Origin of the sequence: Nonomuraea sp. NPDC050536, assembly GCF_044457685.1 — a bacterium.
GTDB lineage: Bacteria > Actinomycetota > Actinomycetes > Streptosporangiales > Streptosporangiaceae > Nonomuraea.
The window spans coordinates 239,187-256,670 of the sequence record NZ_JBITHD010000001.1 but is presented as its reverse complement, the minus strand read 5'-3'; the positions used below and the strand labels follow the sequence as shown (position 1 = coordinate 256,670).

Sequence of the window (17,484 nt, the reverse complement as noted above, 5' to 3'; positions counted from 1 at the left end):
CGCCAGATCCTCGCTTCGGCGGGGGTGACCCGAAAGGCGATACGTGACTGGAGCTCTCGCCCCCGTTAAGCCGCTGACGGCCCTCGACCGTTGCGACCGCTGCGGCGCCCAGGCATACATTCGCGCGACCCTGCCCGTGGGCGGGGAGCTGCTGTTCTGCGCCCACCACGGGCGTCAGCACGTTGCGGCGCTGCGCGAAAAGGGCGCCGAGATCATGGACGAGTCGGCTCGGCTCAGCGAAACCCCTGCAACCGCCAACCACGAGGAACGCTAACCACATATACGAGACGCGGCGGGCCATCCCAGGTCCGCCGTTTCTCATCTCACGCGGTAGTGGTAGCGAGCCCGGACCTCGAACCCCTCGCTCCGATACAGCGCCTGGGCCGCCGTGTTCGACTCGGTGGTGACCAGGTAGGCGTGCTCGTCCCGCCGTACCAGGGCACGAAGCACGCTGGAGGCCAGCCCGCGGCGGCGCGCGGCGGGCAGCGTGGCCATGCAGTAGATCCCGACCGTGTCGCCCTGCGGGACACCGCGGCCCACGGCAAGCGCCACGCCGTCCTCCTCGACGGCCGCATAGCGCGCCTTGACGCCCGTGCAGATGCGCCGGGCGGACTCCAGGCCGTCGGTGAAGCGGCCGTCCACCGACCACCAGGTGTCCAGCCAGCCGTCCCACGGCTCGTCCTCGATCCTGACCCGGTGCCGCGGCTCTCCCTCGGGTGAGCCCGCCATGATCAGCGTGGGGTCGACGAGCCCGTATCCCCGGCCCTCAAGCTCCGCGTCGAGCCCCTCGCCGGCGCCGGGCCCCATGGAGAAGGCGCACGGCAGGCCGCGGTCGGCGTAGAAGGCCTCGGCGGCCTCGATGTCGCCGCGCTCGCCCAGCGGCAGGACGGAGTTCGCCCGTTTGGTGACACCTCCGGCGTAACGGAAGGTCCAGCCCCGGGAGCGTTCCCGCTCGAACGCGGGCCAGGCCTCGTCTATCAGGCTGTCGTAGTCACGCATGCCGGAACCCTAGCGTTAAGCTGCGGAATCGTGCTGATCCTGCTGCCGCCGTCCGAGGGCAAGGCCGCCGAGGGCAACGGTCCCGCGGTCGGCGAACTGTCCTTCCCCGCGCTCGACCGTGCCCGCAGGCGCGTGGTGAGCGCACTGGTCAAGGCCTCGCGCCGCCGCGACGCGCTCGACGTGCTCGGCCTGTCGCCCGGCCAGGCGCCCGAGCTGGCCAAGAACCTGGCGCTGAAGACGGCGCCCACGCTGCCCGCCGCGCAGCTGTACACCGGTGTGCTCTACGACAACCTGGGCCTGGCCACCCTGTCCCCCGAGGCGCTGAGCAGGGCCGAGGAGTCGGTGCTGATCTTCTCGGGCCTGTGGGGCGTGCTGCGGATCACCGACCGGATCCCGCCCTACCGCCTGTCGATGGGCGTCACGCTTCCCCCGCTGGGCGGCCTGGCCGCCTTCTGGCGCCCCTTCGTCGCCAAGGAGCTGGACCGGCTGCCCGGCCTGGTCGTCGACCTGCGCTCCTCGACGTACGCCGCCGCGTGGAAGCCGGGCGACCGCGCGGTGGCGGTCCGCGTGCTGCGCGACGGCAAGGTCGTCAGCCACATGGCCAAGGCCACCCGCGGCGAGGTGGCCCGCGCGCTGCTGGACAGCGCCGCCGAACCGGCCACCCCGGACGAGCTGGCCAAGGTGCTCCAGGACCTGGGCTATGCCGTACGGCCGGCGCCGGGCAGGATCGACGTCAGCGTCGGGTGAGTCAGCGATAGATGGCCGTGGCCTGGTTGGCGATGTAGGACTCCAGGGCCTTCATGATCTGGGCGACGTCCGGTCGCACGGCCCGGGTCAGGTCCGCCAGGCGGGCCCTGATCTCGGCGGGGCGCTCGCCGAGGTAGAGGGAGTCCTCCAGGTGGAGCAGCCGCACCAGCTCGCACAGCGCCAGGTCGGCCGGCGTGGGCTCCTCGTGGCCCATGACCGGCAGCCTGACCCGGGCCATGGCGACCGTAAGCGGCCCGTGGCCGACGGGCACGTAGCGGATCGAGGATCCGATGAGGCGCCGCCGTACCGTGGTCCCTATCAGGCCCAGCGTGTCCAGTTGGCGGGCCGTCGTCTCGTACATGTCGGCGCCCAGGACGGCCAGCCACTGCACGATCGGCATCCGCTGCTGCGGCACGGCGGCCATCAGCCGACCGCAGGCCGGATCACTCAGGTGGGCGGGACCCGGCCGCCCGCCGCCGAGCACCAGGTGCTGGCCCTCCAGGGCCAGCGCGCCGACCAGGCTGAGGTCCGCCATCAGGGCGGCGGCCAGCCCGGCCCCCAGGGTGGGCACGTGGATGGAGGGGGCCCCCTTCTCCCCGTGGGCGATGAGGAACAGGTCGTACGGCAGCGGGAGACGTTCCATGTTCTGTCAGAGCCGTTCGTGTGACAGTCCGGCCAGCCTGGGCTGCGCACCGGCGACGTAGAGGCCGGCCAGCACCAGCAGGCCCAGGACCAGCCAGACCAGGCCGACGAGCTGGGCGGCGAGGTTGGCGTTCCAGACGACGAAGGCCAGGATCACGAAGCCGATCAACGGCGAGATCAGGTGCCGCCAGAAGTCCCTGGACCCGCCCCTGATCCAGTAGTGCGCGATGACCGACACGTGCAGCACCATGAAGGCGATCATCGCGCCGAAGTTGATCAGCGTGCCCAGCACGCCGATGCCCTGGTCCTCGGTGAACACCAGCAGGCCACCGGGCAGCGCGAGCCCGAGGAAACCGACCAGCAGGATCGCGTTCACCGGCGCGAGCCGCTTGAGCGAGACCTTGGCCAGGAAACGCGGCAGCTGCCCGTCGCGCGCGATCGCGAACAGCAGCCGGGAGGTCGCCACCTGCGCCACCATCGAGTCGGCGATTCCCCAGGCCGCGGCCGTGGCGACGGCGGTCACGCCGCCCAGCCAACCGCCGCCCGCCGACGAGGCGATGTCGAAGAACGCCGTGCCGCGCTCCCCTCCGTGGGCGAGCAGGTCCGCCGGGTTCGGGGCGAGCAGCGCGGCCACCCACGTCTGCGCGATGAACAGCAGCCCGGCCAGCCCGAGCGCGGCCGCCATGGCCCTGCCGATCTCCCGCGACTCTCCGCGGCTCTCCTCCGACAGCATCGCGATCCCGTCGAAGCCGAGGAAGCTCAGCACCGCCACGGACACCGCACCGAAGATCACCGACAGGGAGAACGTGCCGGAGTTGAACAGCGGCTCGATCGACATCCCGTTGCCGTGCCCGCTCAGCAGCGCCCACAGCCCCACGGCGAGGAACAGTCCGAGCACCACCAGCTCGCAGATCAGGAACACCTTGGTGGCCGTGGCCGTGATCTTGATGCCGAACAGGCTGACGGTGGTGTTGAACACCACGAACAGCACCAGCCACCCCCATACCGGTACGGCCGGCACCACGGAGTGCATGGAGGTGGAGGCGACCAGGTAGAGCAGGCTGGGCACCAGCAGGTAGTCGAGCAGGATCGCCCACCCCGCCAGGAACCCGACGCCCGGGTGGATGGCCCGCCCCGCGAAGCTGTAGACACTGCCCGCCAGCGGGAACGCCTTGACCATCTGGGCGAAGCTGGCGGCGGTGAAGGTGAGTGCGACCACGCCGATGAGGTAGGCGAGCGCGACCATCCCGCCCGAGGCCTGGAACACCTGCCCGAAGATCGCCATCGGGGCGATGGGCACCATGAAGATCAGACCGTAGAACATCAGGTCCGCGAAGCTCAGGGATCGGCTCAGTTCCTGCTTGTAGCCGAACTCGGATAAGGACGTCGCCATGGGTCGCCTCTCGGGGGGTGCACAACCAACGGAGTGCAACCTAAGGCACACGCGTCACTACACACCAGATCAAACCCCCAGAAAGCACCAGGTTGACCGCATTCCCGCGATGTGCGGCCAAATACCCCGAGCGCCCCTGCAAGGGCCCCTGGGCCCCTCTCCGGCCCTACACCGCCCCTACCTCGGGGCGATCCGATCCCCTGCACCTGAGTTGACCGCCCGGCCCTGCATCCGTCCCTGGCCTGTCGGTCGCCCGGATCCTGCATCGGTCCCCGGCCTGGACAGTTGCCCGGCCCTGGCGTCGGATCCCCCGGTCCTGGGGCGACCCCTGCTCTGCGTCACCAGGTCCTGGCCCAATTCCCCTACCGCGCTCGGCCCGCCAGCCGCCCGGATCCTGCATCGGTCCCCGGTCCAGCGTCGATGCCTGGCCGTGTTCGGTTACTCGCCGCAATCGGTTCGCCCAGGGCACCGGGCCGAGAGCCACCTCGCGGCGGTGGCCGGCCTATCCCCCGGGCGCCCGCGGATGGGCTTGGCTCTGCCGTACGGCTGGCGCCGGGGGGTTGGCCGTCAGTGTCGGATGACGCAGGCGTACTGGATGTCGGCCGGGAGGACCGGCTTGCCGTCCACCGGGGGCGTGGGTCCGTCGGGCTCCGGCTGGATGCCGCCCGCGGCGATGCGGTCCAGGGCGGCCAGCCCAGGCCCGTCCACGGTCCCGAAGATCGTGTAGTTCGGCCGCAGCCCGGAATCCCCGTACACCAGGAAGAACTGGCTGCCGTTGGTGTCGGGCCCGGCGTTGGCCATGGCCAGCACGCCCCTGGCGTACGTCCTGCGCTCGCCGGTCGGATCCCCGGGCCACGGCGGCAGGTCGGTGGGCAGCTCGTCCTTGAACTTGTAGCCCGGGCCGCCCTCACCGGTGAAGCTCGGGTCGCCGCACTGCAGGACCTTCAGCCGGTCGTAGGCGGTCAGCCGGTGACAGGAGGTCGCGTCGTAGAAGCGGTGCCGGACCAGGTGCACAAAGCTCTGCACGGTGCACGGCGCCTTGGCGGGGTCCAGCGCCAGCCCGATGTCACCCTGGTTGGTCTTGAGCACGACGGAGACCGGGCGGGTCGGCGTGTGCCGCGGGTCGGGCGGCAACGGCACCTTCCTGACGGCGGGGTCGTCCGGCGTCTCGGTGTAGCCGCACGGCCCGTGCGTCGTCCTGGGCGGCTTGTCGGCGGCACTGGCGGGCAGCCCGGCTGCCACCACCGCTCCCGCGGCCACCGCCACCACCGTGAGCCGTAATGCACCTCTCCTGGACACAGTGCCCTCCCGTGAAGTGATCGACAGGCCCCCCGACATCTAGTCGATCAACCGGGTAGCGTCAAGGGGGCGTCAAACCTCCCGTTGCGGACCTCGAACTGCGCCCCGAGAACGTCAGGTCCACGGCCAACCTCTTCGGCCTCGCGGGCGGCCCCGGATTCGAGGCGTGGCGGGAGCCGGCGGCCTCCGTCATGGCCACGAACTGGGCGCTGACGGGTCAGAGCGAGGCCTGCCCACTTGGTTTACCACTGGCGGGTCGTGCCCGGCGCTCCCCCATCCCACGACGTGCACGCCGATCTCGAGGGGACCGTCAACTACTGGGGCGGCTCCCCCGCGATCCCCCACCGCCTGGAAGCGGTCGCCGAGTCGACGACGAGCCTCGTGCTCTTCTTCGAGCACATCCCGATGAACTGGCTGGCCACCGAGCTAACGGCAGGACCGGAGGCGATCGTCGCGGCCTACGCGATGGTGCGCGCTTCCCGGCCTCCGAGGCCGAAGACGCCCTGCTCGCTTGATCCACCTGCCGATTCCGGACACGCGCCCGAAAAAGACTGTAGTCAAGCGCGAAGCGCTGCCGAAAGCAAGGAAGGCGCGGCCCCGACGAGGGGCCGCGCCTTGCGGACTGCTAGTCCAGGTAGTCGCGGAGGACCTGGGAGCGGCTCGGGTGGCGGAGCTTGGACATGGTCTTGGACTCGATCTGGCGGATGCGCTCGCGCGTCACGCCGTAGACCTTGCCGATCTCGTCCAACGTCTTCGGCTGCCCGTCGGTGAGGCCGAACCGCATCGACACGACGCCCGCCTCGCGCTCCGACAGCGTGTCGAGAACGGAGTGCAGCTGCTCCTGCAGCAGCGTGAAGCTGACGGCGTCGGCGGGCACGATGGCCTCGGAGTCCTCGATGAGGTCACCGAACTCGCTGTCGCCCTCCTCACCCAGCGGGGTGTGGAGCGAGATGGGCTCGCGCCCGTACTTCTGGACCTCGACCACCTTCTCGGGGGTCATGTCCAGCTCGCGGGCCAGCTCCTCCGGCGTGGGCTCGCGACCCAGGTCCTGCAGCATCTGCCGCTGGACGCGGGCCAGCTTGTTGATCACCTCGACCATGTGGACCGGGATGCGGATGGTCCGCGCCTGGTCGGCCATGGCACGCGTGATCGCCTGCCGGATCCACCACGTGGCGTAGGTGGAGAACTTGTAACCCTTGGTGTAGTCGAACTTCTCCACCGCGCGGATCAGGCCCAGGTTGCCCTCCTGGATGAGGTCCAGGAAGAGCATGCCGCGGCCGGTGTAGCGCTTGGCCAGCGAGACCACCAGGCGGAGGTTGGCCTCCAGCAGGTGGTTCTTGGCCCGGCGGCCGTCCTCGGCGATCCACTCGAGCTCAGCGCGCACGTCGACCGGCAGGTTGTCGGTCTCGCCGCCGCCGAGCTGCTCCTCGGCGAACAGGCCGGCCTCGATGCGCTTGGCGAGCTCGACCTCCTGCTCGGCGTTGAGCAGGGGGACCTTGCCGATCTGCTTGAGGTAGTCCTTGACGGGGTCGGCGGTGGCGCCGGCGGCGGCCACCTGGGCGACCGGGGCGTCATCGTCGTCGTCGGAGAGGATGAGGACCTCGTCCTCACTCTTTTCGACCTCGGCCACCTCGGCGGGCTTGGGCCCCTCCTCCGTCTCCTCGGAGTCGTCGGAGTTGTCCGAACTGTCGCTGTCGTCGGAGTCGTCCTCGGCGACGATCTCCTCGTCGTCGACCTCGATCTCCTCCAGGTCCTCCAGCTCCACGTCGCCGTCGAGCTCGAGGTCCTCCTCGTCGTCGGTCTCGGCCTTGGTCTCGGCAGGCCCAGCGTTCTCAGGCTTGGCCTTCTTGGCGGGCGACGGGGTCGCCGCCTTCTTGGCCGCGGGCGCGGCCTTCTTGGGCGGGGCCGGCTTCTTGGCGGCCGGCTCGGCTTCGACGGTGCCCACGACCGCGGTCACGGTCTCGGGCTGCTGCTCTTTGGCGGCCGCTGCGGCCTTGGTCTTGACGGGGGCAGCGGTGCGGCGCTTTGCTGGACCACGAGACTTCTTCGGCGCAGCCGAATCCGCGGCGGTCACCACCACGGTCACGCCCTCTTTGCTGAGGTTCCGCAAGAACGCGGCGGCGTGCGACATGGGGATGTCCGCCTCCTCGAAGGCCTGACGGACATCCTCAGACTCGAGGAAACCCTGCGAGCGCCCACGCTCGAGCAGTCGCTGAATGACGGGCTCGTTCAGCTCTTGTGGCTTCGAGCGAGTCGAACTTGCAGGCGACACGAACACCTCTCGAACGAACACGTGGCGACAATGGACCCAGATGGCCGGTGGGGGATCGTCTGGAGCTTGACGGACCTGTCCAAGCATTCTGGCACGACCAAGCACTCCATACGGCCACCTCCCGGCGGTTGACCTCCACCCTAGGCCGACCCGGACAGTAGTGCGTACGTAAGCGCGCCACCGATACCCGAAAGCAACCCTTATGACTGTTTCATTCAGTCACTCTTCGTGGTGGGCGGTACGTGAATGGCCAGGGCGGTAACGTCATCATCCTGTTCATATCCCGACAACATCCGGTCAACCAGGAAGTCCAGCAACATATGCGGACTACTGACCACCTCAGGCGGCGCTTCGGTCACAACACTGCAAATCTCTGCAAGTCCGGCATCCAGCCCGCGCTTCCTGTTCTCGACGAGACCGTCGGAGTAGAGCACGGCGGTATGGCCGGGCGGCACCACGAACCGGAACTGCCTGCGGCTGGTCGGCCAGCCTAGCGGAGTGCCGGGCTCGGCGTCGCACAGGATCGCCGTGCCCTGCGGAGAAACCAGGACGGGTGGCGGGTGACCGGCCAGGGCCAGCGTGCCCTCGCCCGTGCCGGGCTCGACCACCATGTAGGCCAGCGTGGTGACCTGCTCTTCCTCCTCCGTCGCCTCGAAGACCCGGTCGAGACCGGTCAGCACGGCGGCAGGCGGCGGGTTGGTCAGGGCCAGCGCCCGCATCGCGTTGCGGATACGGCCCATGCCCGCCGCGGCCTTGACGCCCTTGCCCATGACGTCGCCGACGACGGCCGCGACCCGGCCGTCCTGGAGCACGAACGCGTCGTACCAGTCGCCGCCCACCTGGACGTGCCGGCTGCCCGAGCGGAAGCGCTGGGCCAGCACCAGCCCCTTGACCACCGGCAGGCGGTCGGGCAGCAGGCTGCGCTGCAGCGTCTCGGCGGTGCGGTGCTCGCGCTCGAACAGTGTCGCCCGCTCCACGGCGAGCGCGCACTGGCCGGCCAGCGCCTCCAGGAAGACGCCGTCCTCCTGTGAGATCTTCTGCGGCCTGGTGAAGGAGAAGCGCAGCGCGCCAAGGGCCCGGCCCGCCGCCAGCAGCGGCAGGCCCACCCAGGCCCGCTCGTCGCTGTGGGCCAGGTAACTGGCCAGCACCTCCTCGTCGCCGCCCGCCTCGAGCAGCTGGGACTTCAGCGAGTCAGGCGACTCGGCGAACACCGGCCTGCGGCTGTTCACGGCCATGGTCATCACGCTGGAGTGGGACAGCGGGATCTCCTCGCCCGCCGTACCCGACGCCTCGGGGACGCCCTCGCCGTTGATCAGCTTGAGCGCGGCCCTGTCGGTGTCGAGCAGCGCGACCGCGGAGCGGTCGGCGGCCAGGGCCGTGCGGCCCACATCGACGATGACCTGCATGACCTGCTCGACCGTCAGCGCCTCGGCCAGCATGGCCGTGGCACCTTGAAGCCGGGCGGTGCGCAGGGCGGCGGCGCCGAGCTGGTCGGTCAGCCTGCCGCGCATCTCCTCGGCCTCGCGCTGTGGCGTGACGTCGGTGTTCGCGCCGACCCACTCCACGACCCTGCCGTGCCTGATGATCGGTACGGCGCGCACCTCGAAGTGCCGGTAGCCGCTGGCCCGGGTGCGGACCCGGTAGTTCCACTCGAACATGGTCCGGCCGCGCAGCGCCTCGCGCCAGGCCTCCTCGGTCTGCTGGCGCTCCTCCGGATGGACCACGTCGAGCCAGCCGTGGGCGAGGTACTCCTCCAGACCCTGGCCGGTGATCGCGCGCCACTGCGGCGCGTCCTCCACGACGGTGCCGGTGGGCGAGGTGATCCAGACCAGCTGCGACTGGGCCTCCACCAGCGAGCGGTAGCGCTCCTCGCTGCGGCGGAGATCCTCTTCGGTCTGGCGACTCTCGGTCACGTCCAAACCCACCAATGCGACTGCCCGCAACTCGCCCTCGGCGTCGTGCACGGGCGAGAAGGACAACGACCACTGCTGGTTGTTGCCCTCGGCGGTGCGCACGCGGACACGGCCCTCGGTGACCGGCGCGTCGCTCTCGACGACGCCCTGGACGGCGTGCGTGATCAGCTGGTTGAGATCGGCTGTCAAAGTCTCGGCGGGGGTGCGCCCGGCCAGCCGGTCGGCAGGGACACCGACGATGTCCGTGAACACGTCGTTGACCCGCTGGAACTTGCCGTCAGCGGTGAAGAAGGCGAAGGCGAACTCCGCCTCAGACAGCAGGCCCTTGAAAAGGGCGGAGTCTGAGATGTCCACATCCGACTCCCGGGGACGAGGAACGGAGGTCTCGGCGCTCATGATCGGCACCTCCGTCGCGTGCCAGGGTCTCCCACGCGGCACATCTCCATAACTGTGTATCGGCGTAGCGCAGCTCCGGGCGACCGGATTCTGCAGTACATCATCGGCGATGGGTATGCATGGACGGAAGCCCCAGCCGCCATACGGTCAACGCATCCTGTCAAAATCGCTCCACGTTGCGCAGCAAGATCAGGCTACTTCGCCTTGGCCAGCCGCTTGGCCTCCTGCTTGGTGGACCGTACGCGGCCCAGGCTCTCGGCGTCGACCACGTCGGCCACTGAACGGAACGAGTCCTGCTCACCGTAGGCCCCGGCGGCCTCGCGCCAGCCGGGCGGCTGGACGCCCAGCTGCTTGCCGAGCAGCGCGACGAAGATCTGTGCTTTCTGCTTGCCGTAGCCCGGAAGGTCTTGCAGCCGCTTGAGCAACTCTTTGCCGTTCGCGGCATCGGCCCAGATCCTGTCGGGCTTCCCGTCGTAGTGCTCGACGAGGTAGGCAGCCAACTGCTGGACACGGGCGGCCATCGACTTGGGATAGCGGTGCACGGCCGGCTTGTCGGCCAGCAACGCGGTGAACGCCTCGGGGTCGTACGAGGCGATCTCCTCCGCCGACAGGTCGTGTCCGAGCCGTTCCGAGATGGTGTACGGCCCCGTGAACGCCCACTCCATCGGGATCTGCTGATCGAGCAGCATGCCGACGAGCAAGGCGAGCGGACTGCGGCCGAGCAGTTCGTCGGCCTCGGTCCGCTGGGCGAGCTGGATGCGCATGGCTACAGCTTCGCACGAATAGAGGTCTCCCGTTCGACGTCTGGTCCGGCACACCCGACTAGACCGCAAACCCCTGCCACATAACGAGAAACGAAGACAGGCGGCACAGAGGCTTGACACCCGCCCGAGAACGGATGGAATGAGAACGCAAGTCGCCCTGCGTCCGCTCCCGGGGGGTTTGCCCTCGGGCTTCCAGAGGAATCTCACTTCTATGCTCGCTCTGGCCACACGCTTCCTCAGGGAGCCGGTGAGTCTTCGGCTGGCCGAAGAGTTCCTGACCGTGCCCGTCGACACCATCGACCGATGTGTCGCCGACGTGTGCGCGTGCGCGACTCACCTCGGTATCGACGCGACGCCCGACGTCGTCGAGCGCATCGCGCGTGAGCACCTGCTCGCCATCGTCAACTCGGCACCTCCGCCGCGGAACCCCCGGTAACATCGGGGTCACCAGGCCGCGTTAAACGCGCCGTTTACGCCTGGAATGCGAGAGAGTGAGGGCGTGCGCCGACACCGACGAGATCCCCGGGAGAGCACCCCGCCAGACGATGTGTTCAAGGAGATGGTGCAGGCGGCCCGCGAGCTGCTCGCCGTACGCAGCCCCCTTGACGCGGAGCTGATGGTCTCCGACATGGTCGGCGCCTGGTGGGGCAGGCGGGTGCGTGGCGGCGACGTGGAGCAGGTCCTGGGTGAGGGTCTGGTGGATTTCGCCGCGAAGGCGGGCACTCCGGCGTCACTGACCCTGTTGATCTGCCTGGCCTATCTCGGTACGGCACGCCAGGGCGCCAAGGCGGAGGGCGCGGCGCTGGCGATGATGGAGTCGGGCGTGGCCCGCCCCGGCTGGGCCGACCGGGTCGGCGCGGTCAAGCCGACCGGCTGCTGGGTCTCCCGCGACGCCTACGGCGACCAGGACACCGTGATCTGCACGTTCGCCTACAAGTCGAGCGAAGGAGCTCGCGACGAGAGAGCGAGGAACGAGCCAACGAGGAGCGAAGCGGTCGCGACCAGTCCATACAGCCAGGACCGGCACGCGCTGGTCGTGGTCGTCGATCACAACATGTCCGGCATGGCGCGCGACGCATGGGTGTCCTCGCAGGTCGACAAGCTGCTCGAGCAGGCCAGGGCGGAGGCCGCGGGCAACCCGATGCTGCTGTTCGAGGAGATCGAGCCGCAGCAGGCCAGGGCGCTGCTGGAGTCGGCGATGAAGGCCACGCGCGAGCCGAAGACGCCGCCGCCGGTCAGCGACAGCTACAGCGCCTACCACGCCTTCGCCCGCTCCCGGCTCAAGGCGCTGCCTCCCGGCCGCAAGCGTCCCGCGCCGCTGCACATCGAGGCCCCCTACAGCCGTGAACGGCGGGCCATGCTGGCCGCCGAGTTCCTGGCCTCCGACGCGGCCGAGCACCTGTCGGACCCGTCGGCGGCCTCCCGCTGCGCCGACCACATCATCGACTACGGCTGTGAGCAGGACTTCGGGCGGCCGCTGCGGGTCAGCCCGACCAAGTGCGAGACGTTCCTGCTCGACTGGCTGCCGCGCAAGGTCATGCTCAGCCAGGCCGAGCAGGACGCCATGCCGCACGCGCTGTCGGCGTGGGTGCGCTTCGCGGCCCGCCGTACCGCGCTGCCCGAGCAGGGTCTGAAGGCGACACTGGACGCGGTGTGGGAGGCGACGGGCAAGTTCCCCGAGGCCTACCGCGACCCGACCTCGTTCGGGCTCGACCGGCCGCTGCTGGAGCGGCTGCTGCCGGACGGCGACCTGTCGGCGCTGGCCAGGAGGGTGTTCGCGTTCCCCTTCCTGACGGGCACGCACGGCGGGGTCGAGCTCCACAGGCTCAACCCGGCCGACGAGGCCGACCGGCGCACGCTGCTGGAGATCGACCACGTCGGCGAGATCGACGAGGAGCACCTGGCCTGGCACGAGGAGATCGCGACCCGGCTGTGGGAGGGCGATCCGCCGCAGCTGTGGGAGGCCGCGCAGCGGCTGCTCGACCTGGGTCACGACCGGCACGACGTGCTGCACGTGCTGATCGAGATCGCCGAGCGGATCGGCGGCGATCCCGAGGAGCTGGCCGCGGCCCTGGACGACATCGCGGACATCCCCGACGAGATCTAGAATCTTGTTCTATGTCGATGTACACCCGGCTGGGCGCCGGCCGCTATCTCGCCTCGGAGCACACCCAGGGACCGTGGGACACCGGCTCGCAGCACATGGGTCCGGTCTCCGCGCTGATCGTGCACGAGCTGGCGCAGACCGCGCCCCGGCCGGGGCTGGAGCTGTCGCGGCTGGCCGTGGACGTCTTCGGGCCCGTACCCGTGGGCGAGCTGAGCGTGCGGACCGACGTGATCCGCGACGGCAAGCGCATCCAGTGCCTGTCGGCGAGCGTCTGGTCGGGCTCCCGCGAGTACGCGCGGGCCACCGCCTGGCGCATCCGTGAGGCCGCGACGCCCCCGTCCGGCGCCCGGCAGGCCCCGCTGCCCATTCCGGAGACCTCGAGCGGTTCGTGGCTGGCGACGGGCTTCGGCTACGGCAGGGCCATGGACTGGCGCTTCGTCAGCGGGGAGGCGTTCGTGCCAGGCCCGGCCACGGTCTGGGGCCGCGCCAGGGTGCCGCTGGTCGAGGGCGAGGAGATCACCCCGCTGGAGCGGCTGGTCCTGTTCGCCGACAGCGGCAACGGCGTCAGCCCCGCCCTGGATTTCGCGGACTATCTCTTCGTCAACGTCGACCTGGTGATCTCGCTGTTCCGTCCCCCGGCGGGCGAGTGGATCTGCCTGGACGCCGAGACCAGGACGGGGCCGTCGGGGCGCGGGCTGACCCAGACCACGCTCTACGACGTGACCGGCGAGGTGGGCACGGCGACTCAGACGTTGTTCGTCGCGCCGAGGTAGCCCGTGCCGCCATGATGGAGTCATGGTGATCGACCTCAACGCTGACCTGGGTGAAGGCTTCGGCATCTGGCACCTCGGCGACGACCTGGCGCTGCTCGACATCGTCACGAGCGCCAACGTCGCCTGCGGCTTCCACGCCGGCGACCCGGTGACGATCAGGCGCACCTGCGCGGCCGCCGTCGACCGCGGGGTGGCGATCGGGGCCCAGGTGTCCTATCGCGACCTGGCCCACTTCGGGCGCAGGGAGATGGAGATGGAGCCCGAGGAGCTCTGCGCCGAGGTCCTCTACCAGCTGGCCGCCGTCGACGGGATCGCCAGGGCGATGGGCGGGCGGGTCTCCTACGTCAAACCGCACGGGGCGCTGTACAACCGCATCGTCCGCGATGAGGTGCAGGCCGCGGCCGTGATCGACGCAGTGGCCGACTACGACCCCGCGCTGCCCGTGCTCACCCTGCCCGGCTCCGCGGTGCACGCCGCGGCGGCGGCCGAGGGGATCCCGACGGTCAACGAGGCCTTCGCCGACCGGGCCTACACCCCCGCCGGGACGCTGGTGCCGCGGCGCGAGGTGGGCGCGGTGATCCACGACGCCGAGGCCGTCGCGGCGCGCGCCGTCCGCATGGCCGTCTCGGGCACGGTGACCGCCCAGGACGGTACCCAGGTGCCGGTTTCCGCCCGTTCCATCTGCGTCCACGGCGACACTCCCGATGCGGTACGGCTCGCGCAGGCCGTACGCGATCGGCTGCTGGAGGCCGGGGTGGTCCTCCAGGCGTTCGCGTGAGCATCAGGACGGCCGGGGAGCACGGGCTGCTGGTGGAGACCGGCGGGCTGGAGGCCTCCCACCGGCTCGACGCGCTGCTGCGGGAACAGCGGCCCGAGGGCGTGGTGGAGATCGTCCCAGGGCCGTCGACGGTGCTCGTGGTGGCCCCCGGGGTGGACACCGCGCGGTTGCGTGTCCGGCTGGAGGCGTTGCTGGCCCTCGCCTCACCAGCTCAGGGCGGCGTACTCGCGGAGCCCGCGGAGGCGGTGGTCGTGCCGGTGGTCTACGACGGGGCCGATCTGGCCGACGTGGCCGCCGAAGCGGGGGTGCCGGTGGAGGAGGTCGTCGCGCGGCATACCGGACGGGAGCTGGTCGTGGGCTGGCTGGGGTTCGCGCCCGGGTTCGCGTACCTGACCGGGCTCGATCCGGTGCTGCACGTGCCGAGGCTGGCGACGCCGCGGACGTCCGTGCCCGCCGGGTCGGTGGCGATCGCCGGGCCGTACTCGGCCGTGTACCCGAGCGCGTCGCCCGGCGGCTGGCGGCTGCTCGGGCGGACCTCGCTGCGGGTGTGGGACGTCTCGGCCGACCCGCCCTCGCGGTTCCTGCCCGGAATGCGCGTGCGGTTCGAGGCCGCATGATCGAGGTGCTCGCGCCTGGGCCCTACGCCACCGTGCAGGACCTGGGGCGGCCCGGGTACGCCCACCTCGGCGTCCCGCACTCCGGCGCCGCCGACACGGTCTCGCTGCGGCTGGGCAACCGGCTCGTGGGCAACCCCGAGGGCCTGGCCGGGATCGAGCTGACCTACGGCGGTGCGCGCCTGGCCTTCCGCGCCGGCGCCTGGATCGCCGTCACGGGCGCCCCCTGCCCGCTGTCCGTCTCCCCTTCCGCGGCGGGCGGGTACGGCGTGCCGTTCTGGGTCCCGCCGGGTGCCGTGGTGACTTTCGGCGCGCCCCGCTGGGGTCTGCGGACGTACGTGGCGGTCCGGGGCGGCATCGACGTCGAGCCGGTCCTGGGCAGCCGCTCCACCGACTCGCTGTCCGGCCTGGGGCCTCCTGCCCTGGGTCCCGGCACGGCACTGCCCGTGGGGACCCCCGGCCCCGGGGAGATCGTCGTGGACCTCGCACCGCCCGGCGAGCCGCCGCCCGGCGTCCTGCGCGTGGTGCCAGGACCGCGGGACGACTGGTTCGTCCCCGGCGCGCTGGCCACCCTGTGCGGCTCGCCGTACCAGGTCACCCAGGACAGCAACCGCGTCGGCGTCCGACTGTCGGGCCGTGAGCTCGCCCGCTCCCGAGCCGGGGAGCTCCCCAGCGAGGGCATGGTCCCCGGCGCCATCCAGGTCCCGCCCAGCGGCCAGCCCATCATCTTCCTCGCCGACCACCCACCCACCGGCGGCTACCCGGTCATCGCCGTACTCCGCACCGCCGACCTCCCCACCGCCGCCCAACTCCCCCCCGGCACCCCCCTCCACTTCACCCTCCACCCCTAGCCCCTTACAGGGCGAGGTCGCCGTGGATGCAGGTGATGGCGTTGCCGCCTACCCAGATGTCGTCGGCGTCGGTGGTGATGTGGACGCGGCCGGCGCGGCCGAGGGCCGTGCCCTGGGAGGCGGTGTAGGGGGCCGTGGCGCGGCCGGTGGCGAGGAGCCACTGGGCGAGGGAGGCGTTGAGGCTGCCCGTGACCGGGTCCTCGGCGGTCGCCCCGTGGTGCGGGCAGAAGGCACGTACCTCGAAGGCCTGCGGCGACCCGGGCGGGTGGGGGCCGACCACGCCGATGTCGAGGTCCACCACGCCGGGCCTGAGCGCGAGCACCTCCTCGGCCGACGACAGCAGGACCGCGACCCAGCCGGGGCCGTTGTCGGCCCACTGGGCGTCGACGATGTCGGACCTGGCGATCCCCAGCAGGGTGGCCAGGTGTCCCACCAGCGACTCCTCGACCGGACCCGACCGCAGGAGGGCGGGCGCGGCGAAGGCGAGGCCCGGGTTCGTGCGCCGGATCGGCACGAGCCCCGCCCCGCATTCCTGAACGATCCTGTCGGGATCGCGCGGCCGGCCGCCCGCCTCGAGCCAGGCGTGGCAGGTGCCGAGCGTGGGATGCCCGGCGAAGGGCAGCTCGGACGAGCCCGTGAAGATCCGCACGCGATAGTCCGCCTCGGGAGAGGACGGCGGCAGCAGGAACGTGGTCTCCGACAGGTTCGTCCAGTGGGCGAAACGCTGCATCTCCTCGTCGGTCAGCCCGTCGGCGTCGAGCACCACGGCCAGCGGGTTGCCCAGATAGGGGGTGGAGGTGAACACATCGACCTGGCGGAATCGGCGCAACATGGCCACGACGCTACCCGAGCAGCCCCTGGACCCTCCCGACCGCCTCGTCCAGCGGCCCCTGCGGCACCGGCTCGAACAGCTCGAACGACATGTCGCGCGGCTCCCACACCCCGGCGACGCGCCCCCGGTAGATCACGACGGGCGAGATCCATCCGGCCTGGCGGCTGACCTTGGCCTTCACGGCGGCGGGAAGCAGCGGCTCCAGGTCGCGGGGCGCGCCCAGGATGTACTGGTCGAAGCCGGGCAGCAGGTGAACCTCCTCCGAAGGAGGCGTGGCGGCGAGCTCGTCGACGTCGGACGACAGCGCCAGCAGGGTCTGCCCGTCCACCTCGACCTCGGTCAGTTCGGGACCCAGGTCACGGAACCAGCCCTTCAGCACCGACTTGCGCACCACTCCCCCGAACAGCCACTTGTCGAACATGTCCGGCGTGGCGGGCCCGTGGGCGCCCAGGAAGGACCGGGCCAGCCGTACGCCCGCCTCTTCGAACGGCGGTGAAGCGGCCCAGCCGGGGATCCACCGCCGGGGCGCGACGAACGTCACCCGGCCGTCGCGCGGCGGCCCGTAGCACAGCTCGCCCAGGCGGCTCAGCGGCTTGAGCAGCGCGCCCCACCCCGAGGTGAGCGCCTCGCGCAGGTGGTCGTCGCCGGTGACCTTGACCACCCCTTCGACCAGCTCGTCGCGGGTCAGCGGCTCGTCGCCGAGCGCCTCCGGCACCGCCTCGATGATCGCGGCGATCTCCTCGGCGGTGACGCCGTGGCCGCGCTGCCACGAGCCCTTCTCCCAGAACCGCAGCGTGCCCAGCGCCGAGCAGTAGTCGGCCAGCGTGTCGGCGGGCACCAGGTGCAGCGTGCCCCGCATGATCCACGTCTTGACCAGCGCGCGATCCTGCCACAGGAGCCGATCGATCTCGCCCGCGTCGGGCGCGGCGCTGCGCACGGCCACCGCCAGGTGCGCAGAAGAGGCCACCTGCGCCTGCACCCCGCACAGCCGCCGTGCGATCGCCACCGCGTCAGGCCCGTCGGCGCCGCTCACGAACTGCCGGCGCAACCGCCAGGCCAGCACCTGCGGCCAGGTCGAAGCGAGAGTCATGCCCTTACTTCTAC

17 protein-coding genes are annotated in these 17,484 nt (G+C 70.9%); 8 read left to right on the top strand and 9 right to left on the bottom strand.

The genetic code is table 11. The annotated features are described in order from the left end of the window. Nucleotides 1–43: 43 nt before the first annotated feature. Complete coding sequence (locus tag ACIBHX_RS01185) at nucleotides 44–274, top strand: hypothetical protein (protein ID WP_397063024.1); 231 nt, start codon at nucleotides 44–46, stop codon at nucleotides 272–274. A 44-nt stretch (nucleotides 275–318) separates the two neighbouring features. On the opposite strand, the gene ACIBHX_RS01180 is transcribed toward ACIBHX_RS01185, so the two are convergent. Then, nucleotides 319–999: a GNAT family N-acetyltransferase gene (locus ACIBHX_RS01180; RefSeq protein WP_397063022.1), complete on the bottom strand. Its 681-nt coding sequence runs from the start codon at nucleotides 997–999 to the stop codon at nucleotides 319–321. Nucleotides 1,000–1,029: 30 nt separating this feature from the next. On the opposite strand from ACIBHX_RS01180, the gene ACIBHX_RS01175 reads away from it, so the two are divergent. Continuing rightward, complete coding sequence (locus ACIBHX_RS01175) at nucleotides 1,030–1,746, top strand: YaaA family protein (RefSeq protein WP_397063020.1); 717 nt, start codon at nucleotides 1,030–1,032, stop codon at nucleotides 1,744–1,746. A 1-nt stretch (nucleotide 1,747) separates the two neighbouring features. Here ACIBHX_RS01175 and ACIBHX_RS01170 read toward each other — a convergent pair whose 3' ends face one another. The 6 genes from ACIBHX_RS01170 to ACIBHX_RS01145 form a co-directional block, all read right to left on the bottom strand. Then, nucleotides 1,748–2,389, bottom strand: a complete 642-nt coding sequence (locus ACIBHX_RS01170) for a GPP34 family phosphoprotein (protein ID WP_397063018.1) — start codon at nucleotides 2,387–2,389, stop codon at nucleotides 1,748–1,750. A 6-nt stretch (nucleotides 2,390–2,395) separates the two neighbouring features. Then, nucleotides 2,396–3,781, bottom strand: coding sequence for an APC family permease (locus ACIBHX_RS01165; RefSeq protein WP_397063016.1), 1,386 nt, complete (start codon nucleotides 3,779–3,781; stop codon nucleotides 2,396–2,398). A gap of 567 nt (nucleotides 3,782–4,348) precedes the next feature. Beyond that, nucleotides 4,349–5,080: a peptidylprolyl isomerase gene (locus ACIBHX_RS01160; protein ID WP_397063014.1), complete on the bottom strand. Its 732-nt coding sequence runs from the start codon at nucleotides 5,078–5,080 to the stop codon at nucleotides 4,349–4,351. Between the two features lie 625 nt (nucleotides 5,081–5,705). After that, nucleotides 5,706–7,352: an RNA polymerase sigma factor gene (locus tag ACIBHX_RS01155; protein ID WP_397064994.1), complete on the bottom strand. Its 1,647-nt coding sequence runs from the start codon at nucleotides 7,350–7,352 to the stop codon at nucleotides 5,706–5,708. A 215-nt stretch (nucleotides 7,353–7,567) separates the two neighbouring features. Further along, a complete protein-coding gene (locus ACIBHX_RS01150) occupies nucleotides 7,568–9,661 on the bottom strand; it encodes a SpoIIE family protein phosphatase (RefSeq protein ID WP_397063012.1) in 2,094 nt (697 codons plus the stop codon). A gap of 194 nt (nucleotides 9,662–9,855) precedes the next feature. Then, on the bottom strand, nucleotides 9,856–10,425 hold the full coding sequence (locus ACIBHX_RS01145) for an HhH-GPD-type base excision DNA repair protein (protein WP_397063011.1): 570 nt from the start codon (nucleotides 10,423–10,425) through the stop codon (nucleotides 9,856–9,858). 247 nt (nucleotides 10,426–10,672) lie between these two features. Here ACIBHX_RS01145 and ACIBHX_RS01140 point away from each other — a divergent pair, with 247 nt between their 5' ends. The 6 genes from ACIBHX_RS01140 (at nucleotide 10,673) to ACIBHX_RS01115 (ending at nucleotide 15,548) form a co-directional block, all read left to right on the top strand. Further along, a complete protein-coding gene (locus ACIBHX_RS01140) occupies nucleotides 10,673–10,861 on the top strand; it encodes a hypothetical protein (protein ID WP_397063009.1) in 189 nt (62 codons plus the stop codon). A 123-nt stretch (nucleotides 10,862–10,984) separates the two neighbouring features. Then, entirely contained in the window at nucleotides 10,985–12,532 is a 1,548-nt protein-coding gene (locus ACIBHX_RS01135) for a hypothetical protein (RefSeq protein WP_397064992.1), read from the top strand. A gap of 11 nt (nucleotides 12,533–12,543) precedes the next feature. Then, complete coding sequence (locus ACIBHX_RS01130) at nucleotides 12,544–13,305, top strand: thioesterase family protein (protein WP_397063007.1); 762 nt, start codon at nucleotides 12,544–12,546, stop codon at nucleotides 13,303–13,305. A 22-nt stretch (nucleotides 13,306–13,327) separates the two neighbouring features. Then, nucleotides 13,328–14,083, top strand: coding sequence for a LamB/YcsF family protein (locus ACIBHX_RS01125; protein ID WP_397063005.1), 756 nt, complete (start codon nucleotides 13,328–13,330; stop codon nucleotides 14,081–14,083). Further along, complete coding sequence (locus ACIBHX_RS01120) at nucleotides 14,080–14,700, top strand: allophanate hydrolase subunit 1 (protein ID WP_397063003.1); 621 nt, start codon at nucleotides 14,080–14,082, stop codon at nucleotides 14,698–14,700. The genes ACIBHX_RS01125 and ACIBHX_RS01120 overlap by 4 nt, the downstream gene beginning before the upstream one ends. Next, on the top strand, nucleotides 14,697–15,548 hold the full coding sequence (locus ACIBHX_RS01115; RefSeq protein ID WP_397063001.1) for a biotin-dependent carboxyltransferase family protein: 852 nt from the start codon (nucleotides 14,697–14,699) through the stop codon (nucleotides 15,546–15,548). Before ACIBHX_RS01120 ends, ACIBHX_RS01115 begins: the two co-directional genes overlap by 4 nt. A gap of 4 nt (nucleotides 15,549–15,552) precedes the next feature. Here ACIBHX_RS01115 and ACIBHX_RS01110 read toward each other — a convergent pair whose 3' ends face one another. Then, entirely contained in the window at nucleotides 15,553–16,380 is an 828-nt protein-coding gene (locus tag ACIBHX_RS01110) for a PhzF family phenazine biosynthesis protein (protein ID WP_397062999.1), read from the bottom strand. Nucleotides 16,381–16,390: 10 nt separating this feature from the next. Next, nucleotides 16,391–17,470, bottom strand: a complete 1,080-nt coding sequence (locus tag ACIBHX_RS01105; protein ID WP_397062997.1) for a winged helix DNA-binding domain-containing protein — start codon at nucleotides 17,468–17,470, stop codon at nucleotides 16,391–16,393. Nucleotides 17,471–17,484: the final 14 nt, after the last annotated feature.